Origin of the sequence: Ramlibacter sp. AN1015, assembly GCF_037726105.1 — a bacterium.
GTDB lineage: Bacteria > Pseudomonadota > Gammaproteobacteria > Burkholderiales > Burkholderiaceae_C > Ramlibacter.
This window is the reverse complement of record NZ_JBBJUM010000001.1, coordinates 318,404-334,379: the sequence shown is the minus strand read 5'-3', so window position 1 is coordinate 334,379 and position 15,976 is coordinate 318,404. Positions and strand designations below refer to the sequence as shown.

The window sequence follows — 15,976 nt, the reverse complement described above, 5'->3', positions numbered from 1 at the left end:
CCCATGCGCCGTCGCCATCTCGTGCAAGCCGCCGCCGCCGTCCTCGCCACGCCCGCGCTGTCGAGCTTCGCGCAGTCCGCGAGCAACTTTCCGACCAAGCCCATCCGCCTCGTGATCGCATTCCCGGCGGGTGGCCCGACCGACGTGACCATGCGCCAGCTGGCCGAGAACGCGTCCAAGATCCTGGGCCAGCCGGTGATCGTCGAAAACAAGCCCGGTGCGGGGGGCACGTTGCCGGCCCAGCAACTGCAGACCGCGCAGCCCGATGGCTACACGCTCGCGCAGATTCCGCTGGGCGTGTTCCGCCTGCCCTACACGACCAAGATCAACTGGGATCCGGTCAAGGACATCACCTACGTGATCAACGTCACCGGCTACGCCTTCGGCATCGTCGTGCCGGCCGATGGCCCGATCAAGAACTGGAACGATTTCGTCGCTTACGCGAAAGCCAATCCGGGCAAGCTGAGCTACGGCTCCACGGGCAACCTCACCAGCCCGCACCTGACCACCGAGCTGATCGCGCAGCGCCTGGGCCTCCAGCTGAACCACGTGCCCTTCAAGGGCAGCGCCGACCTGATGCAGGCCATCGGCGGCGGCCACATCATGGCGGCGGCCGACTCCACCGGCTTCGCGCCGCTGGTGCAGGCCGGCAAGCTGCGCGTGCTCAACACATGGGGCGAGAAGCGGCTGGAGAAATTCCCCGACGCGCCGACCCTCAAGGAACTCGGCATCGACATCGTGCAGAACTCGCCCTTCGGCATCGGCGCGCCGCGCGGCACGCCGCCCGAGGTGGTCGCGAAGCTGCACGAGGCCTTCAAGAAGGCCATGGAAGACCCGAGCTACGTGCAGGCCCTGGCCCGCTACGACATGGTCCCCATGTACATGGGCCCGCAGGCCTACGCCAAGTTCGCGCAGGAGACCTTCGCCACGGAAAAGGCGCTGGTCGAGAAGCTGGGGCTGGCCAAGGGCAGCTGATCGCGCCAGCCGAGGCCGGCGCGCTCGCGTCGGCTTCACGGCAGGTTCCGGGCACGGCTCAGCGGGCGGCGCAGCGGTTTCCATCCGGCCGTCGTCCGTCCGTGTTTGCAACCGCGCTTGCGGCCGGTTGCGGCAGGTTGCCGCCAGTTGCGGCGGGCCCACGCGATGCGGCCCCTGCGGCAATATCGCGGCATGCAGAAACCGCTGGTGTGGCTGCCTGCGTGCCACCGCAACCTCGACCTGTCCGACCCCGGCGGCTACATCGTGCTGGCAGACCGCTATGCCGAGGCGGTCGATCAGCTGGACCTGCAGCCGGTGCTGTTTCCGTTGGCAGGCGCGGACGACGTCGATGCCCTGCTGCCCCTGGTCGATGGCGTGCTGCTCACCGGCTCCCCCTCCAACGTAGAGGCCAGCCACTATGGCGGCACTGCGCTGCCCACCGACCTCCTCGATCCGCGGCGTGATGCGCTCACCATGCGTCTGGTGCGCGCCGCCCTCGCCGCCGGCGTGCCGCTGTTCGGTGTCTGCCGGGGCCTGCAGGAGATGAACGTCGCCCTCGGAGGCACCCTGCACCAGCAGGTGCATGCCGAGCAAGGCCACCTGGACCACCGCGAGCCCGATGACCAGCCGATGGAGGTGCAGTTCGCGCACCGCCACGAGGTACGGCTGGTGCCGGGCAGCGCCTTCGCGCAGTGGGCCGGCGCCACCACCGCACAGGTCAATTCACTGCACGGCCAGGGCATCAAGCGGCTCGGCCAGGGGCTGGTGGCCGAAGCCTTTGCGCCCGACGGGCTGGTGGAGGGCGTGCGCTACGAGCGCAGCGGGGCCTTCGCGTTCGGCGTGCAGTGGCACCCCGAGTGGCGTTATGCCAGCACGCCGTTCTACGCACGTACTTTCGAAGCCTTCGCGCAGGCGTGCCGCGTGCATTTCGCGCGCCGCCGAAGCAGCCCTTGAACCCCGCGTCGGCGGCGCGCGTCCCCTGCGTATGGGTGGCGGCCAGGCACCGGGAGCTTGGCAACGGGCATGCGCCCGCATTGCTGCGCCGTTGGACGGCGGCGGAACGCGTGCGCTGATCAACGTCGGGCTGTCGCCCGTACCGTTACGGCGTGGCGGTCGCGCGGGCCTGCAGCACGGCGGCGGCCACTTCGGCGAAGCCCCGGCCCCGCTCGGAGGGCGTGACGTACTTCGGCGGATGGCGCAGCTGCGCCTCGAAGCGGCGAATGTTGGCGACGCCTGCGCAATGCGTGAAGCGCTCGAACATGCATTCGTCGTTGGTGGAGTCGCCGACGTAGACCCAGTGGTCCAGCTCGGCGTCCAGCTCGCGGCCCAGCAGCGTGCGCAGGATCCAGCGTGCACCGGCGAGCTTGTCGTGCGTGCCGTACCAGCCGTTGACGTGGATGGAGCTGACCGTCGCGGTCATGCCCTCGGCGCGCATCAGCGCCACGACCTCGCGCACCTGCGCCGGCGCCAGCTGCGTGAACTCGCTGTGATCGATCGCGATGTCGGTTTCGCGGCCGGCGCTGTCGCGGGCGAGCTGCGCTCCGGGCACCGTGGCGACGATGCGCGCAGCCACCTGCTGCATGCGCGCGAAGTTGCGCGCGCGGGTGGCGGCGTCCTGCTGGTAGTGCTTGCGCAACGCACCGTCGCAGCCGCGCACCAGGGCGACCGCGCCGTTCTCCGCGACGATGGCGTCGATCGGCCATTGCAGCGCGAAGGGCTCGCTCCAGCCCACCGGGCGGCCGGTGATGGCGATGGCGTGCAGGCCCGCTTCGCGCAGCGCCGCCAGCGCAGCCAGCGCCTCGGGGCTGGCGCTGCCGTCGCTGGTCAGGGTGTCGTCGATGTCGGTCAGGACGCCGGTGATGCCGCGGCGCGCGGCGAGGGGCCAGTCGGAGAGTGGGAGCATGGGGACGCTGGGGACGGCCGTCATTGTGGCGCAAGCAGCCGCCCGGCCAGACCATCCCAGGGGTCGGAGGCGCGCTTCGTGGCGGCCGCTTCCAACGGCGCGGGCGCCGCCGGGCAGGCGCCGGTGTCGATGTGGTGCAGCGCCGCCGCCAGCAGCGGCTCGCGCGCATCGCCCAGCGGGATGCGCCGGTCTTCCTGCACGGGACACTGCGGTGCCATGCCGCTGGCGTAGTCGCCGAAGCCGACGGCGTTGACGCTCTGGAACTCGATGGCGAAGTAGCTCTTGCCGCAGTTGTCCTTGCGATGGAAGCCGTACGGCTTGCCGCAGGTGGGCTGGCCGACCAGCACCACCTCGATGCCGACGCCGCGCAGTCCGTTGACGATCGATTCGCTGGCCGAGCAGGTGGCGCCGGATGCCAGAACGTACAGGCGCGGCAGCCCCAGCTGCGGCAGCGGGTGCCCCTTGGGATAGCGGCTTTCGGCGGTCTGCACGGTGCCGGTGAACTGCAGCCGCGTGCCCGCGCCTTCTGCGCGGCGCTTGTCGCTGTAGCGCAGCTCTTCGAACAGCTTGCCGTTGTGGTCGGCCCCGGCCACCATCGACGCGACGGCCTGCGCCACGTAGAGGTAGCCGCCCGGGTTGTTGCGCAAGTCCAGCACCAGCTCGGGCACCTCTGCTGCCCGAAGGGCTTCGAAGGCGGCGATCAGCGCGTCCTGCGCACCCTTGCCGTGCCGGTCGAACTGCAGGTAGCCGACCGCGCGGCCGCCCGGGCTGGACAGCGTAGCCACCAGCGGCACGCCGGCGCGTCCCGTCGCGAGCACGGCCGCCATGGGCGTGGCGACGGCGGTGAGCATCGCGTCTGCCTGCGATGTCGTGAGCACTGCGCTGTAGCGGTCGGTGGGCCGGCCGCTGGCGTCCGGCTCGCGCAGCAGGAGCGCGCCGAAGTACGACTGCACGCTTGCGTGCTCCTGGGAGGCCACCTCGGGCACGCGGTCCCACCAGAGGTATCGGTCGTTCAGGTAGCTGCGGGCGAAGGCCTGCTCGCCCTGCAAGGTGCAGATGCCGGCCAAGGACGGGGAAGGCGCCAGCGCGGCGGTGGGGGTCACCAGCTTGCCGGGGTCGGCTGCTGCGCCATCTCCTCCGCCCCCGCCGCCGCCGCAGGCGGCGAGCAGCAATGCAGCCGCGAGACCGACCAAGCGGGTGGCCGTGCGCCGGCCGGGAAAACGAGTCGAGAGGGTCGAGGGGGTCGGGTGCGACACGCGGAGCTCCTGATGAGCTCCGGATTATCGAACTGATGAGCTAGCGCGCTGCTGTGCTCAACCTTGCAGGGACAGCCCGGCGTGTTCGCGCAACAGATGGAAGTGGATTTTGGGAAATCGTTCCTGGGCCAGGCGCACGTCGTAGGGCGAGGTGCACAGGAAAGCCAGGGCGTCGGCGGCGTCCAGCGCCATGCGCTGGGGGTAGGCGTCGCTGAAGGCGCGCAGTTCGGCCGGGGTGTCGGCGGTGATCCAGCGCGCGCCCGTGTACTGGCAGCCCTCCAGGCGGATGTCGGCGTCGTATTCGGTGAGCAGCCGGTGCTGCACCACCTCGAACTGCAGCTGGCCGACCGCCCCGAGCAGCATCGCTCCGCCGGCCTGCGGCCGGAACACCTGGATGGCGCCTTCCTCGCCGAGCTGCGCCAGCCCCTGCTGCAACTGCTTGGTGCGCAGCGGATTCTTCAGCAGCACCGTCATGAACAGCTCGGGCGCGAAGAAGGGCAGCCCGGTGAACTGCAGGTTGGCGCCGTCGGTGATGGTGTCGCCCAGCTGCACGCCGCCGTGCGTGGTGAAGCCGATGATGTCGCCGGCATAGGCTTCGTCCACGGCTTCGCGCCGCTGCGACAGGAAGGTGACGACCGAGGTGGGACGCAGCTCCTTGCCGGTGCGCTGCACCTTGAGCTTCATGCCGGGCGTGTAGCGCCCCGACGCCATGCGCACGAAGGCGATGCGGTCGCGGTGGTTGGCGTCCATGTTGGCCTGCACCTTGAAGACCACGCCGGAGAAGGCAGCGTCCTCGGGGGCAATCACCTTTTCGACAGGCTGGCGGTTCACCAGCAGGGAGCTGGTGCGCGGCTGCGGCGCGGGGGCGAGATCGACCAGCGCGTCCAGCACCTCCATCACGCCGAAGTTGTTGACGCCGGAGCCGAAAAATACCGGCGTCTGGCGCCCTTCCAGGAACGCCTGGTGGTCCCAGGAAGGCGAGGCGCCGGTGGCCAGCTCCATGCTGTCGGCGGCAGCCTGCCACTCGTCGCTGAAGCGCCGGCGCAGCACATCGTCCTGGCTCAGCGGAATGGTCTCGAAATCCTGCGGCCGGCGTTCGCTGCCGGACTCGAACACGGTCATGGCCTGGGTGCGCAGGTTCATGATGCCGCCGAAGGACTTGCCCTTGCCCACGGGCCAGGTCATGGGCACGCAGGGCATGCCGAGCTCGCGCTCGACTTCGTCGAGGATGTCCAGCGGCTCGCGCACCTCGCGGTCCATCTTGTTGACGAAGGTGATGATGGGTGTGTTGCGCTGGCGGCAGACCTCGATCAGGCGGCGGGTCTGGGCTTCCACGCCGTTGGCGGCGTCGATCACCATCAGCGCCGAATCGACCGCGGTGAGGACGCGGTAGGTGTCTTCGGAGAAGTCCTTGTGGCCGGGCGTGTCGAGCAGGTTGATCACGTGGTCGCGGTACAGCATCTGCATCACCGACGACGCCACCGAGATGCCGCGCTGCTTCTCGATTTCCATCCAGTCGGAGGTGGCGTGGCGCGAGGCCTTGCGCGCCTTGACGCTGCCGGCGATCTGGATCGCGCCGGAGAACAGCAGCAGTTTCTCGGTGAGCGTGGTCTTGCCCGCGTCGGGGTGGGAAATGATGGCGAAGGTGCGGCGGCGCCGGGTCTCGGCGGCAAAGGGCGAGGCAGACAAGGCAGGAAACTCCGGGGGGATGGCTGGCGGGAGACCGGGGCGCGCGCGTCGGCGTGCGCTTGCGGCCGTGCATTTGGTTGCAGCCAGCCCCGTATTGTGCCCAAGCGGCTTAGCCTGCGATCCATGTCCGCCGAGAGCCCGCGCGCTGCCAAGGAGTCGGTCACCGTCCAGGCCGGCCCGCATGCAGTGCGCGTGTCCAGCCCGGGCAAGCTGATGTTTCCGCAGGCGGGGGTGACCAAGCTCGAGCTGGTGCAGTACTACCTGTCGGTGGCCGAGGGCGCGCTGCGCGGCGCCGGCATGCGGCCCTGCGTGATGAAGCGCTACCCGGACGGGGTGGAGGGCGAGGCCTTCTTCCAGAAGCGGGCGCCAGCCAAGCACCCCGAGTGGGTCTGCGTGACCACCCTGCGCTTTCCCTCGGGCCGCACGGCCGAAGAGGTGGTGCCCTGCAACGCGGCGACGCTTGCCTGGATGGCCAACCTCAACTGCATCGAGCTCCACCCGCACCCGGTGCGCGCCGACGACCTGGACCACCCCGACGAGCTGCGCATCGACCTGGACCCGACGCCCGGCGTGCAGTGGCCGCAGATCGTGGAGGTGGCCGCGGTGGTGCGGGAGGTCCTGCACGAGATGCGGCTGACCGGGTTCGCCAAGACCTCGGGCTCGCGCGGGGTGCACGTGATCGCGCGGATCGAGCGCCGCTGGGGCTTCGACGAGGTGCGGCGCGCCGCCCTGGCGCTGGCGCGCGAGGTCGAGCGTCGGGCGCCGAAGCTGGCCACCAGCGCGTGGTGGAAAGAGGAGCGGCACGGCGTCTTCCTCGACTACAACCAGAACGCCAAGGACCGTACGGTCGCATCGGCCTATTCGGTGCGCCCGCGTCCCGACGCGCGCGTGTCCGCGCCGGTCGGCTGGGACGAGCTGCGCGCCTGCGATCCGGCCGATTTCACGCTGCGCACGATGCCCGAGCGCTACGCGCGGCTGGGCGACCTGCACGCCGCCATCGACGATCAGGCCTGCTCGCTGGACGCACTGCTGGAGCTGTCGGCGCGGCAGGCGGCCGGTGGACAAGGCGACGCGCCCTGGCCGCCGCATTACGCCAAGCAGGCCGGCGAGCCGCCCCGTGCCCCGCCGTCGGTGCGGCGCACGCGCGAGCCCGTGGCCGCCGACGCGAAGGAAAGCGCCTCGGCCAGGCCGCGGACGCAGCGCAAGGCCGGGCCGAAGTAGGGGGGGCCAGCCGCCGACGCAGGCTCGCGCAGGACAGGGCGACGCAAGGCGAGCTCAGGCGCCGAACACCTGCGCCAGCTCGAAGGGCGCCGTGACGTCCAGCTGGTCGTAGCGGCAGTCGGCGGGCGCCTTGTCGGTGCGCCAGCGCAGGAAGGTGGTGGCGTGGCGAAAGCGCCGGCCCTGCAGGTGGTCGTACTTCACCTCGCACACACGCTCGGGGCGCAGCGCCTCCCAGCGCAGGTCCTTGCCGCCGCTCCAGCGGCTCTTGGCGCCCGGCATCCGGTCGGCATCGCCGACGGAGGCGCTGGCCCAGTCGCGCCAGGGGTGGTTCTCCAGCGCCTGCTCGCGCAGCGGCGCAAGCTCGTCCACCAGCTCGGTGCGGCGGGCCATCGTGAACGACGAGGTGATGCCCACGTGCTGCAGCATGCCCTCCTCGTCATACAGGCCCAGCAGCAGCGAGCCGACGGCGTCCTGCTGGTCCTTGTACCAGCGGAAGCCGGCCACCACGCAATCGGCCGTGCGGACGTGCTTGATCTTGAACATCGCGCGTTTCGCCGGCTGGTAGGGCGCGTCGGCCGGCTTGGCGATCACCCCGTCGAGGCCCGCACCTTCGAAGCGCTGCAGCCATTCCTGCGCGGTGGCGCGGTCGCGGGTCATCGGGGTGAGGTACAGCGGCGGGCGCGCCTGGCCCAGCAGGCGCTCCAGCCGCAGCCGCCGCTCGTGCTGCGGCAGCGCCATCGTGCTGCGCCCGCCGGCGGCCAGCAGGTCGAACGCGACGAATGCGGCCGGTGTCTCGCGTGCCAGCCGCGCGATGCGCGACGCCGCAGGGTGCACCCGCTGCTGCAGGGCATCGAAGTCGAGGCCGTTCGGGCCCGCCACCACGATCTCGCCGTCGAGGATGCAGCCCTTGGGCAGCGCTTCGTGCAGCGCCTTCTCGAGCTCGGGGAAATAGCGGTTCAGCGGCTTGAGGTCGCGGCTTTGCAGCGTGACCCCGTCGTTGCCCCGGAACACGATGGCCCGGAAGCCGTCCCACTTGGGCTCGTAGAGCACGGCATCGCCCTGCGGCAGCTCGTCGGCGACCTTCGCGAGCATGGGGTCGATGGGGGTGGCGAAGAGGGCGTTTTCGGGCATCGCCTTTTGTACCCCAGCCAGCCGCGGCCGTGGGGTGGCTGCCTATAATCGCGTCCCATCCGAGGAGCGTTGCAGCACTGTTCAGTGCGAGGCTCGGATTTCCCACCCGCAACGACGCTCACCCACTGTTTCCTGTGTGGTGAGTTCCCCAGAGAAGTAGTGGCCTATTCAAACCCTGTTTTGGAGAATCCATGAACGCCGTTCTCAAACCCGTTTCCGCCGACGACTGCGCCATCGCCGACCTGTCGCTGTCCGACTGGGGCCGCAAGGAAATCCGCATCGCCGAAACCGAGATGCCGGGCCTCATGGCCATCCGCGACGAGTTCGCCAAGGCCCAGCCGCTCAAGGGCGCGCGCATCACCGGCTCGCTGCACATGACCATCCAGACGGCCGTGCTGATCGAGACGCTGCAGTCCCTGGGCGCGCAGGTGCGCTGGGCCTCCTGCAACATCTTCTCGACCCAGGACCACGCCGCCGCCGCCATCGCCGCCGGCGGCACGCCCGTGTTCGCCATCAAGGGCGAATCGCTGGCCGACTACTGGGACTACACCCACCGCATCTTCGACTTCGGCCCCAAGGGCTCGGCCGGCGAAGGCCCGAACATGATCCTGGACGACGGCGGTGACGCAACGCTGCTCATGCACCTGGGCAAGCGCGCCGAGAAGGACGCCTCCGTGCTCACCAACCCCGGCAGCGAGGAAGAGCGCCTGCTGTTCGCCGCCATCAAGGCCAAGCTCGCGCAGGACCCCACCTGGTACAGCCGCAAGAGCGCCGAGATCATCGGCGTGACGGAGGAGACCACCACGGGCGTGAACCGCCTCAAGCAGATGTCCGTGCGCGGCGAGCTGATGTTCCGCGCCATCAACGTCAACGACTCGGTCACCAAGAGCAAGTTCGACAACCTGTACGGCTGCCGCGAGTCGCTGGTAGACGGGATCAAGCGCGCCACCGACGTGATGGTCGCCGGCAAGGTGGCGCTGGTGGCCGGTTACGGGGACGTGGGCAAGGGCAGCGCCCAGGCCCTGCGCGCGCTCTCGGCGCAGGTCTGGGTCACCGAAATCGACCCCATCTGTGCCCTGCAGGCCGCGATGGAAGGCTACCGCGTGGTCACCATGGAGTACGCCGCCGACAAGGCCGACATCTTCGTGACGGCCACCGGCAACAAGGACGTGATCACGCACGACCACATGGCCCGCATGAAGGACCAGGCGATCGTCTGCAACATCGGCCACTTCGACAACGAGATCGACGTCGCGTCGCTCGAGAAGTACCAGTGGGAAGAGATCAAGCCGCAGGTCGATCACGTGATCTTCCCCGACGGCAAGCGCATCATCCTGCTGGCCAAGGGACGCCTGGTGAACCTGGGCTGCGGCACCGGCCACCCGAGCTACGTGATGTCCTCCAGCTTCGCCAACCAGACCATCGCGCAGATCGAGCTGTTCGCGCATGCCGACAGCTACGACGTGGGCAAGGTCTACACGCTGCCCAAGCACCTCGACGAGAAGGTGGCGCGCCTGCAGCTCAAGAAGCTCAACGCCACGCTGACCGAGCTGTCGGACGAGCAGGCCGGCTACCTGGGCGTGCCCAAGCAGGGCCCGTTCAAGCCGGACACCTACCGCTACTGATTGCGCCGCTGCGGCAGCCCGACCCCGGACAGCCGATGCGCGCCGACCAGTTGCTCGTCGAACGCGGCCTCGCCGCCTCGCGCGCGCAGGCCCAGCGCCTGATCGCTGCCGGCGTGCGCTGGCGCGCCGGCGCCGACTGGCGTGCGGTTGCGAAGAACGGCGAAGAGCTGCCGGCCGATGCGCTGTTCGAGCTCGGCGACGCGGCCGAGGCGCGTTACGTCTCGCGTGGCGGACTCAAGCTCGAAGGCGCATTGCGCGCCAGCGGCATCGATCCTCGGGGCTCGCGCTGCCTCGATGTGGGCCAGTCCACGGGGGGCTTCACCGACTGCCTGCTGCAGCGCGGCGCGACCAGCGTGGTGGGCGTCGATGTCGGGCACGGCCAGTTGCACCCGCGCATTGCAGGCGACCCGCGCGTGCGCTGCATCGAACGCGTCAACGCGCGCAGCCTCGACGAGGCGCAGCTCGCTGCCGTCGGTGGCGCGCGCTTCGAGCCGTTCGATCTGGTGGTGGGCGACCTGTCCTTCATCTCGCTCACGCTGGTGCTGCCGGCGCTGGTGCCGCTGCTCGCACCCGCGGGCGACCTGCTGATGCTGGTCAAGCCGCAGTTCGAGCTGCAGCCGGGGCAGCTCGGCAAGGGCGGTGTCGTGCGCGACGCCACGCTGTATGCGCAGGTCGAGCGCCGCGTGCGCGACGCCTGCCGCGCGCTCGGCCTGCGGGTGCTCGGCTGGCACGACAGCCCGGTGACCGGCGGCGACGGCAACCGCGAGTTCTTCATCCATGCCCGACCGGGCGAACACGACACCTGAGGAGGGCGCATGCTGCCCATCAGCCTGGAATTCTTTCCGCCCAAGACCGAGGAAGGCGCAGCCAAGCTGCGCGCGGTGCGCCAGCAGCTGTATGCGCTGCGGCCCGAGTTCTGTTCGGTGACCTTCGGGGCCGGCGGCTCCACCCAGGACGGCACCTTGCAGGCGGTGCGCGAGATCATGGCCGACGGCGTGTCGGCGGCGCCGCACCTGTCGTGCATCGGCCAGAACCGCGAGAGCATCCGCGAACGCCTCGCCGCCTACCGCGAGGCGGGCGTGCGGCGCATCGTGGCGCTGCGCGGCGACCTGCCCAGCGGCTACGGCGCGGGTGGCGAGTTCCGCTATGCGAGCGACCTGGTCGGCTTCATCCGCAGCGAGACCGGGCGCCACTTCCACATCGAGGTGGCGGCGTACCCGGAAACGCACCCGCAGGCGCGCTCGCCGCACAGCGACCTCGAGGCCTTCGTCGCCAAGATCGAGGCGGGCGCCGACACGGGCATTACGCAGTACTTCTTCAACGCCGATGCGTACGCGCGGTATATCGAGGAGTTGCGTCGCCTGCGCATCGATGTCTCCGTGGTGCCGGGCATCATGCCCATCACCAGTTCGACGCAGCTGCTGCGGTTTTCAGATGCCTGCGGCGCCGAGATCCCGCGCTGGATCCGGCTGCGGCTGCAAAGCTTCGGCGACGACACGGCCTCGATCAAGTCCTTCGGGCTGGACGTGGTCGCGCGGCTGTGCGAGCAGCTCGCCCGGGCCGGCGCGCCGGGGCTGCACTTCTACACCATGAACCAGGCCCAGGCCACACTGGCGATCTGCCGCCAGCTGGGCGCCTGATGCATACGACGCGCCTGACGCGCTTCGCACCGGGGCTGCTGGTGCTGATGCTGGCGCTGGGCACTGCGGCATCGATGCCGGTGATTGCGCAGGCGCCGAACGAGGCGGGGCCGAATTCGCACGGCGAACTGGCAGCGCCGCAGCCCGCGGCGGCAACTCGCCCGCCGGGGCCGCAGCCCAAGGCCGCAGCGCCGTCTCCGTCGCCCGACGCCGCCCGCGCACCGGTGCGCGGGCTGGCGTCGTGGTACGGAAAGCCCCTGCACGGGCGGCCGACGGCGAGCGGCGAAACCTACGACATGCACGCGCTCACGGCCGCGCATCCCAGCCTGCCCTTCGGCACCTGGGTGGAAGTGCGCAGCCTTTCGGACGGCCGCACGGTGCGGGTGCGCATCAACGACCGCGGGCCCTACGCCGGCCGCCGCGTCATCGATCTCAGCCGCGCCGCCGCCGCGCGCATCGGGCTGGTCGGTCTCGGCATCAAGCGCGTCGAGCTGCGCGTGCTCGACCCGGAGGAGGCCGCTGCCGCGCGGCTGGACCTGGCCGCAGGTGAGCCCGCCGATTCGAAATAGGCGCTGCTTTGCGCATGACGCGGCTCAGCGCTCGTCGTAGCTCACCACCAGCTTCTCGCCATCGACGGCGCGCGCCTGGCAGGTGAGCACGAAGCCCTGGGCGATCTCGCCGTCCTCGAGCGTGTAGTTGCGCTCCATCTCGGTGCTGCCTTGCAGCACGCGGGCGCGGCAGGTGCAGCACACGCCCCCCTGGCAGGAGTAGGGCAGGTCGAGCCCCGCAGCGAGCCCGGCGTCGAGGATGCGCTCGCCGGGGGCGAGCCGCAGGTGCCAGGTCTTGCCGTCGAGCACGACATCCAGCGGCGTGCTCGCGCCCGTATCGACCGCAGGCGGCGGGCGGTCGCGCGCAACCACCGGCCGGCCGCTCGCGAAGCGTTCGGTGCGGATGCGGTCGGCGGGAACGCCCGCTTCGCGCAGCGCGTCTTCGGTGGCAGCGATCATGCCTTCGGGGCCGCAGACGAAGGCCTCGTCGATGTCCTCGGCGGGCACCATGGTGGCCAGCAGCTCGCGCACCTTCGCGGCGTCGAGCCGGCCGTTCAGGAGCGGCGTCTCCTGCGGCTGGCGCGAGAGCACGTGAATGAGCGTGAGGCGCTCGGGGTAGCGGTCCTTGAGATCGGCCAGCGCTTCGTTGAACAGGATGGTGCCGGCGCGCTGGTTGCCGTAGACCAGGGTGAAGCGCGCCTGCGGATCCGCGGCGAGCGTGGTGGCCACGATCGACAGGATGGGGGTGATGCCCGATCCCGCCGCGAAGCCGACGCGGTGCCGCGCGCCCGGCACGCTGCAGGTGAAGCGCCCGTCGGGCGGCAGGCTCTCCAGCGTGGCGCCTTCAGCGAGTTCGCGCACGGCCCAGTTCGAGAACGCGCCGCCTTCCACCGGCTTGATGCCGACGTCGAGCTCGCCCGCGCCTTCGTAGCGCTGGCGCGGGCTGCAGATCGAATAGCTGCGGCGCAGCTCCTCACCGCCGAGACGGGTGCGCAGCGTGAGGTATTGACCCGGCCGGAAATCGAACAGCGCGCGTGCGGCCGGCGGCACCGCCAGCGTGATGGCGGCGGCGCCGGCCACGTCGGGCGTGATGCGGCGCACGGTGAGCGGGTGGAATTGCGGCGCCATGGGGTGTGACTCAGTAGGGCTTGAAGTGGTCGAAAGGCTCGCGGCACGCCAGGCAACGGTGCAGCGACTTGCAGGCGGTGGAGCCGAAGTGCGAGATCTCGGTGGTGTCGAGCGAGCCGCAGCGCGGGCAGGCGATGGCGCTGCGGGGTGCGCGCGGTGCGAAGCGCAGCGGTCGGGCGCCGCCCTCGCTCTGCGACGCCGGCCCGGCAGGCGGAGCGATGCCGTAAGCGCGCAGCTTCTCGCGCGCCGCCTCGGTGATCCAGTCGGTGGTCCAGGCCGGGGCGAGCTGCGAGCGCACCCGCGCCACCAGCCCGGCCTGCGCCAGCGCGGCATGCACGTCGGCCTCGATCTGCTCCATGGCCGGGCAGCCGCTGTAGGTGGGCGTGATGACCACCTCCAGGCTGCCGTCGGCGTCCTCGCGCACCTCGCGCAGGATGCCCAGCTCGGCGATCGACACCACCGGAATTTCCGGGTCGGGCACCGCCTCGAGCGCGTGGCGTGCGGCCTCGGTGCGCGCACTCACCAGCGCGCTCCCGGGTGCTGACGGGCCAGCGACTGCATCTCGGACAGCAGATAGCCGAGGTGCTCGGAATGCAGGCCTTCCTTGCCGCGCGGCAGATGGCCGCCCGGCGCGGGACGCCGCAGCGTGGCCTCGTGCAGCCAGGCGTCGATCGCCTCGTCCCAGGCGGCACGCAGGGCGCGGGGGTCGTCGCCGGTGCCGTCCTGCAGCGCCTGCGCCTCGTCGGGCGAGAGGGTCCAGAACTCCTGCGTGTACGGCATCAGGTGGTCCAGCGCTGCCTGCGTGCGCGCATGCGAATGCGGGGTGCCATCGCCGAGCTTGACCAGCCAGTCGCAGGCGTGGCGCAGGTGGTAGCGCACCTCCTTGAGCGACTTCGCTGCGATGGCCGCGAGCTGCGCGTCCGCCGAGCGGGCGAGTGCCTCCCAGCGCAGCACCATGAACTGGCTGGTGAGGAAGTTGCGCACGATGGTCGTGGCGTAGTCGCGATCGGCCGCGGCCGTGCCGGCGAGCGGCCCGTGGTGCGGCAGCTCGGCCAGCGTGTGGTTGCGAAACGCGCGCACGTCGCGGAAATAGGCGAGCGTGTCCTCGGTGGCGCCCTCGCCCTGCACGGCGGCGGCGTGCTGGTACAGGAGGCGCGCCTGGCCGATCAGGTCGAGGCTGATGTTGGCCAGCGCGATGTCTTCCTCGAGCACCGGGCCGTGGCCGCACCATTCGGCGTTGCGCTGGCCCAGTATCAGCGCGCTGTCGGCCAGGTGCAGCAGGAAGCCCAGGGGGGCATGCACGGTGGCGAGCATCACATGTGGCCCACGTCGTCGGGAATCGAATAGAAGCTCGGGTGTCGGTAGATCTTGTCCGCGGCCGGCTCGAAGAACTCACCCTTGTCGTCGGGGTCGCTGGCGGTGATCTGCGCCGAAGGCACGACCCAGATGCTCACGCCCTCCTGCCTGCGGGTGTAGACATCGCGCGCCATGCGCAGGGCCTGCTGGGCGTCGGCCGCGTGCAGGCTGCCGCAGTGCTTGTGCTCCAGTCCCTGGCGGCTGCGCACGAACACCTCCCACAGCGGCCACTCGCGCGCGGGGGCGGGCGCCTGCCGAGCGTTGGTCTCCTGGCTCATGCGGCCTCCTTCAGGGCGCGGGCCTGCTGCTTGCGCGCGTGCGCCAGGGCGGCCTCGCGCACCCAGGCGCCGTCCTCGTGCGCCTTCACGCGGGTGGCCAGCCGCTCCTTGTTGCAGGGGCCCTTGCCGTTGACCACGTTCCAGAAATCATCCCAGTCGATGGCGCCGTAATCGTGGTGCCCGCGGGCTTCGTTCCAGCGCAGGTCGGGGTCGGGCAGCGTGACGCCCAGCACCTGGGCCTGCGGCACCGTGGCATCGACGAACTTCTGGCGCAGCGCATCGTTGCTCAGGCGCTTGATGCCCCAGCGCATGCCCTGGGCGCTGTTCGGGCTGTCGGCATCGGGCGGGCCGAACATGGCCAGCACCGGCCACCACCAGCGGTTCACCGCGTCCTGCACCATCTCGCGCTGCGCCTCGGTGCCCGCCATCAGCACCATCAGGCTCTCGAAGCCCTGGCGCTGGTGGAAGCTCTCTTCCTTGCAGATGCGGATCATGGCCCGCGCATAGGGCCCGTAGGAACAGCGGCAGATCGGCACCTGGTTCATGATCGCCGCGCCGTCCACCAGCCAGCCGATCACGCCGACATCGGCCCAGGTGAGGGTGGGGTAGTTGAAGATCGAGCTGTACTTGGCCTTGCCACGGTGCAGCGCCTCGACCATCTGGTCGCGGCTGGTGCCCAGGGTCTCCGCGGCGCTGTACAAGTACAGGCCGTGGCCGCCCTCGTCCTGCACCTTGGCCAGCAGGATCGCCTTGCGCTTGAGAGAAGGCGCCCGCGAAATCCAGTTGCCCTCGGGCAACATGCCGACCACTTCGCTGTGCGCGTGCTGGCTGATCTGGCGCAGCAGGGTCTTACGGTAGGCATCGGGCATCCAGTCCTGCGGCTCGATGCGGCCGTCCGAATCGATCTTCGCGTCGAAGCGTGCCTGGCGTTCGGCGTCGGTCGCGGACGGCTCGGCCGCGACCTGCAGCGCGCGCCGGTTTTCCGGCATGTCGAGGGCTTGGGTGTACATGCGGGCAAGTATAGGGAATTCCCAAACCGAGCGGTCGGGGAATTGGTTGCGCAGCCGCTTGTACGGCCGCTGACGTAAGGCTTCAGGGCCTCGAACCCCCTGTCAATTCGTCCAGCAAACATGGGGTTTCTACATTGGTTAGGTTGCTGTTCTCCCGAAATGCGCGACCCTCCAGTTCGACGCCGCAGCAACCTCGGCTATCGGTGGTTCGCGCCT

At 70.3% G+C, this 15,976-nt stretch carries 16 protein-coding genes and 1 riboswitch; of the genes, 7 read left to right on the top strand and 9 right to left on the bottom strand.

Annotation, left to right across the window (positions count from 1 at the left end; all coding sequences use genetic code 11):
• Positions 1-3 precede the first annotated feature (3 nt).
• Positions 4-975: a tripartite tricarboxylate transporter substrate binding protein gene (locus WG922_RS01640; RefSeq protein ID WP_340280165.1), complete on the top strand. Its 972-nt coding sequence runs from the start codon at positions 4-6 to the stop codon at positions 973-975.
• Positions 976-1,167: 192 nt separating this feature from the next.
• Positions 1,168-1,929: a gamma-glutamyl-gamma-aminobutyrate hydrolase family protein gene (locus WG922_RS01635; RefSeq protein WP_340280163.1), complete on the top strand. Its 762-nt coding sequence runs from the start codon at positions 1,168-1,170 to the stop codon at positions 1,927-1,929.
• Positions 1,930-2,074: 145 nt separating this feature from the next.
• On the opposite strand, the gene WG922_RS01630 is transcribed toward WG922_RS01635, so the two are convergent.
• From WG922_RS01630 to WG922_RS01620, 3 genes are read right to left on the bottom strand one after another with little or no spacing between them, the layout of a single operon-like run.
• On the bottom strand, positions 2,075-2,878 hold the full coding sequence (locus WG922_RS01630; RefSeq protein ID WP_340280162.1) for an HAD-IIB family hydrolase: 804 nt from the start codon (positions 2,876-2,878) through the stop codon (positions 2,075-2,077).
• Positions 2,879-2,898: 20 nt separating this feature from the next.
• Positions 2,899-4,134 carry a S41 family peptidase gene (locus tag WG922_RS01625; RefSeq protein ID WP_340280160.1) on the bottom strand — a complete coding sequence of 412 codons (1,236 nt, stop codon included), beginning with the start codon at positions 4,132-4,134 and terminating at the stop codon, positions 2,899-2,901.
• A 57-nt stretch (positions 4,135-4,191) separates the two neighbouring features.
• A complete protein-coding gene (locus WG922_RS01620; RefSeq protein WP_340280158.1) occupies positions 4,192-5,823 on the bottom strand; it encodes a peptide chain release factor 3 in 1,632 nt (543 codons plus the stop codon).
• Positions 5,824-5,946: 123 nt separating this feature from the next.
• Here WG922_RS01620 and ligD point away from each other — a divergent pair, with 123 nt between their 5' ends.
• Entirely contained in the window at positions 5,947-7,044 is a 1,098-nt protein-coding gene (gene ligD / locus WG922_RS01615; RefSeq protein WP_340280157.1) for a non-homologous end-joining DNA ligase, read from the top strand.
• Between the two features lie 54 nt (positions 7,045-7,098).
• Here ligD and WG922_RS01610 read toward each other — a convergent pair whose 3' ends face one another.
• A complete protein-coding gene (locus WG922_RS01610; RefSeq protein ID WP_340280156.1) occupies positions 7,099-8,175 on the bottom strand; it encodes an ATP-dependent DNA ligase in 1,077 nt (358 codons plus the stop codon).
• 55 nt (positions 8,176-8,230) lie between these two features.
• A riboswitch (S-adenosyl-L-homocysteine riboswitch) is annotated at positions 8,231-8,302 on the top strand.
• Between the two features lie 64 nt (positions 8,303-8,366).
• Between WG922_RS01610 and ahcY the strand changes: the two genes are divergently transcribed.
• Genes ahcY through WG922_RS01590 form a run of 4 tightly spaced genes read left to right on the top strand, consistent with a single transcriptional unit; the run spans position 8,367 to position 12,009 of the window.
• A complete protein-coding gene (gene ahcY / locus WG922_RS01605) occupies positions 8,367-9,800 on the top strand; it encodes an adenosylhomocysteinase (protein WP_340280155.1) in 1,434 nt (477 codons plus the stop codon).
• 35 nt (positions 9,801-9,835) lie between these two features.
• Entirely contained in the window at positions 9,836-10,606 is a 771-nt protein-coding gene (locus WG922_RS01600; protein ID WP_340280154.1) for a TlyA family RNA methyltransferase, read from the top strand.
• A 9-nt stretch (positions 10,607-10,615) separates the two neighbouring features.
• Entirely contained in the window at positions 10,616-11,440 is an 825-nt protein-coding gene (metF, locus tag WG922_RS01595) for a methylenetetrahydrofolate reductase [NAD(P)H] (RefSeq protein WP_340280153.1), read from the top strand.
• A complete protein-coding gene (locus WG922_RS01590; RefSeq protein WP_340280152.1) occupies positions 11,440-12,009 on the top strand; it encodes a septal ring lytic transglycosylase RlpA family protein in 570 nt (189 codons plus the stop codon). The genes metF and WG922_RS01590 overlap by 1 nt, the downstream gene beginning before the upstream one ends.
• A 24-nt stretch (positions 12,010-12,033) precedes the next feature.
• Here WG922_RS01590 and WG922_RS01585 read toward each other — a convergent pair whose 3' ends face one another.
• From WG922_RS01585 to paaA, 5 genes are read right to left on the bottom strand one after another with little or no spacing between them, the layout of a single operon-like run.
• Positions 12,034-13,116 (bottom strand): 2Fe-2S iron-sulfur cluster-binding protein, encoded by a 1,083-nt coding sequence (locus WG922_RS01585; protein WP_340280151.1) that lies wholly within the window; start codon positions 13,114-13,116, stop codon positions 12,034-12,036.
• Positions 13,117-13,126: 10 nt separating this feature from the next.
• Positions 13,127-13,642 carry a 1,2-phenylacetyl-CoA epoxidase subunit PaaD gene (gene paaD / locus WG922_RS01580; RefSeq protein ID WP_340280481.1) on the bottom strand — a complete coding sequence of 172 codons (516 nt, stop codon included), beginning with the start codon at positions 13,640-13,642 and terminating at the stop codon, positions 13,127-13,129.
• A complete protein-coding gene (gene paaC, locus WG922_RS01575) occupies positions 13,636-14,430 on the bottom strand; it encodes a 1,2-phenylacetyl-CoA epoxidase subunit PaaC (RefSeq protein ID WP_340280150.1) in 795 nt (264 codons plus the stop codon). Before paaC ends, paaD begins: the two co-directional genes overlap by 7 nt.
• Positions 14,430-14,750, bottom strand: coding sequence for a 1,2-phenylacetyl-CoA epoxidase subunit PaaB (gene paaB / locus WG922_RS01570; RefSeq protein ID WP_340280148.1), 321 nt, complete (start codon positions 14,748-14,750; stop codon positions 14,430-14,432). The genes paaC and paaB overlap by 1 nt, the downstream gene beginning before the upstream one ends.
• The gene (paaA, locus tag WG922_RS01565) at positions 14,747-15,760 is read right to left on the bottom strand and encodes a 1,2-phenylacetyl-CoA epoxidase subunit PaaA (protein WP_340280147.1); all 1,014 of its coding nucleotides are present in this window, start codon (positions 15,758-15,760) and stop codon (positions 14,747-14,749) included. The genes paaB and paaA overlap by 4 nt, the downstream gene beginning before the upstream one ends.
• Positions 15,761-15,976 lie beyond the last annotated feature (216 nt).

Coding starts and splice junctions, on each gene's coding strand:
- WG922_RS01640 (WP_340280165.1), top strand. CDS start 4: ATGCGCCGTCGCCATCTCGTGCAAGCCGCCGCCGCCGTCCTCGCCACG.
- WG922_RS01635 (WP_340280163.1), top strand. CDS start 1,168: ATGCAGAAACCGCTGGTGTGGCTGCCTGCGTGCCACCGCAACCTCGAC.
- WG922_RS01630 (WP_340280162.1), bottom strand. CDS start 2,878: ATGCTCCCACTCTCCGACTGGCCCCTCGCCGCGCGCCGCGGCATCACC.
- ligD (WP_340280157.1), top strand. CDS start 5,947: ATGTCCGCCGAGAGCCCGCGCGCTGCCAAGGAGTCGGTCACCGTCCAG.
- WG922_RS01610 (WP_340280156.1), bottom strand. CDS start 8,175: ATGCCCGAAAACGCCCTCTTCGCCACCCCCATCGACCCCATGCTCGCG.
- ahcY (WP_340280155.1), top strand. CDS start 8,367: ATGAACGCCGTTCTCAAACCCGTTTCCGCCGACGACTGCGCCATCGCC.
- WG922_RS01600 (WP_340280154.1), top strand. CDS start 9,836: ATGCGCGCCGACCAGTTGCTCGTCGAACGCGGCCTCGCCGCCTCGCGC.
- metF (WP_340280153.1), top strand. CDS start 10,616: ATGCTGCCCATCAGCCTGGAATTCTTTCCGCCCAAGACCGAGGAAGGC.
- WG922_RS01590 (WP_340280152.1), top strand. CDS start 11,440: ATGCATACGACGCGCCTGACGCGCTTCGCACCGGGGCTGCTGGTGCTG.
- WG922_RS01585 (WP_340280151.1), bottom strand. CDS start 13,116: ATGGCGCCGCAATTCCACCCGCTCACCGTGCGCCGCATCACGCCCGAC.
- paaC (WP_340280150.1), bottom strand. CDS start 14,430: ATGCTCGCCACCGTGCATGCCCCCCTGGGCTTCCTGCTGCACCTGGCC.
- paaB (WP_340280148.1), bottom strand. CDS start 14,750: ATGAGCCAGGAGACCAACGCTCGGCAGGCGCCCGCCCCCGCGCGCGAG.
- paaA (WP_340280147.1), bottom strand. CDS start 15,760: ATGTACACCCAAGCCCTCGACATGCCGGAAAACCGGCGCGCGCTGCAG.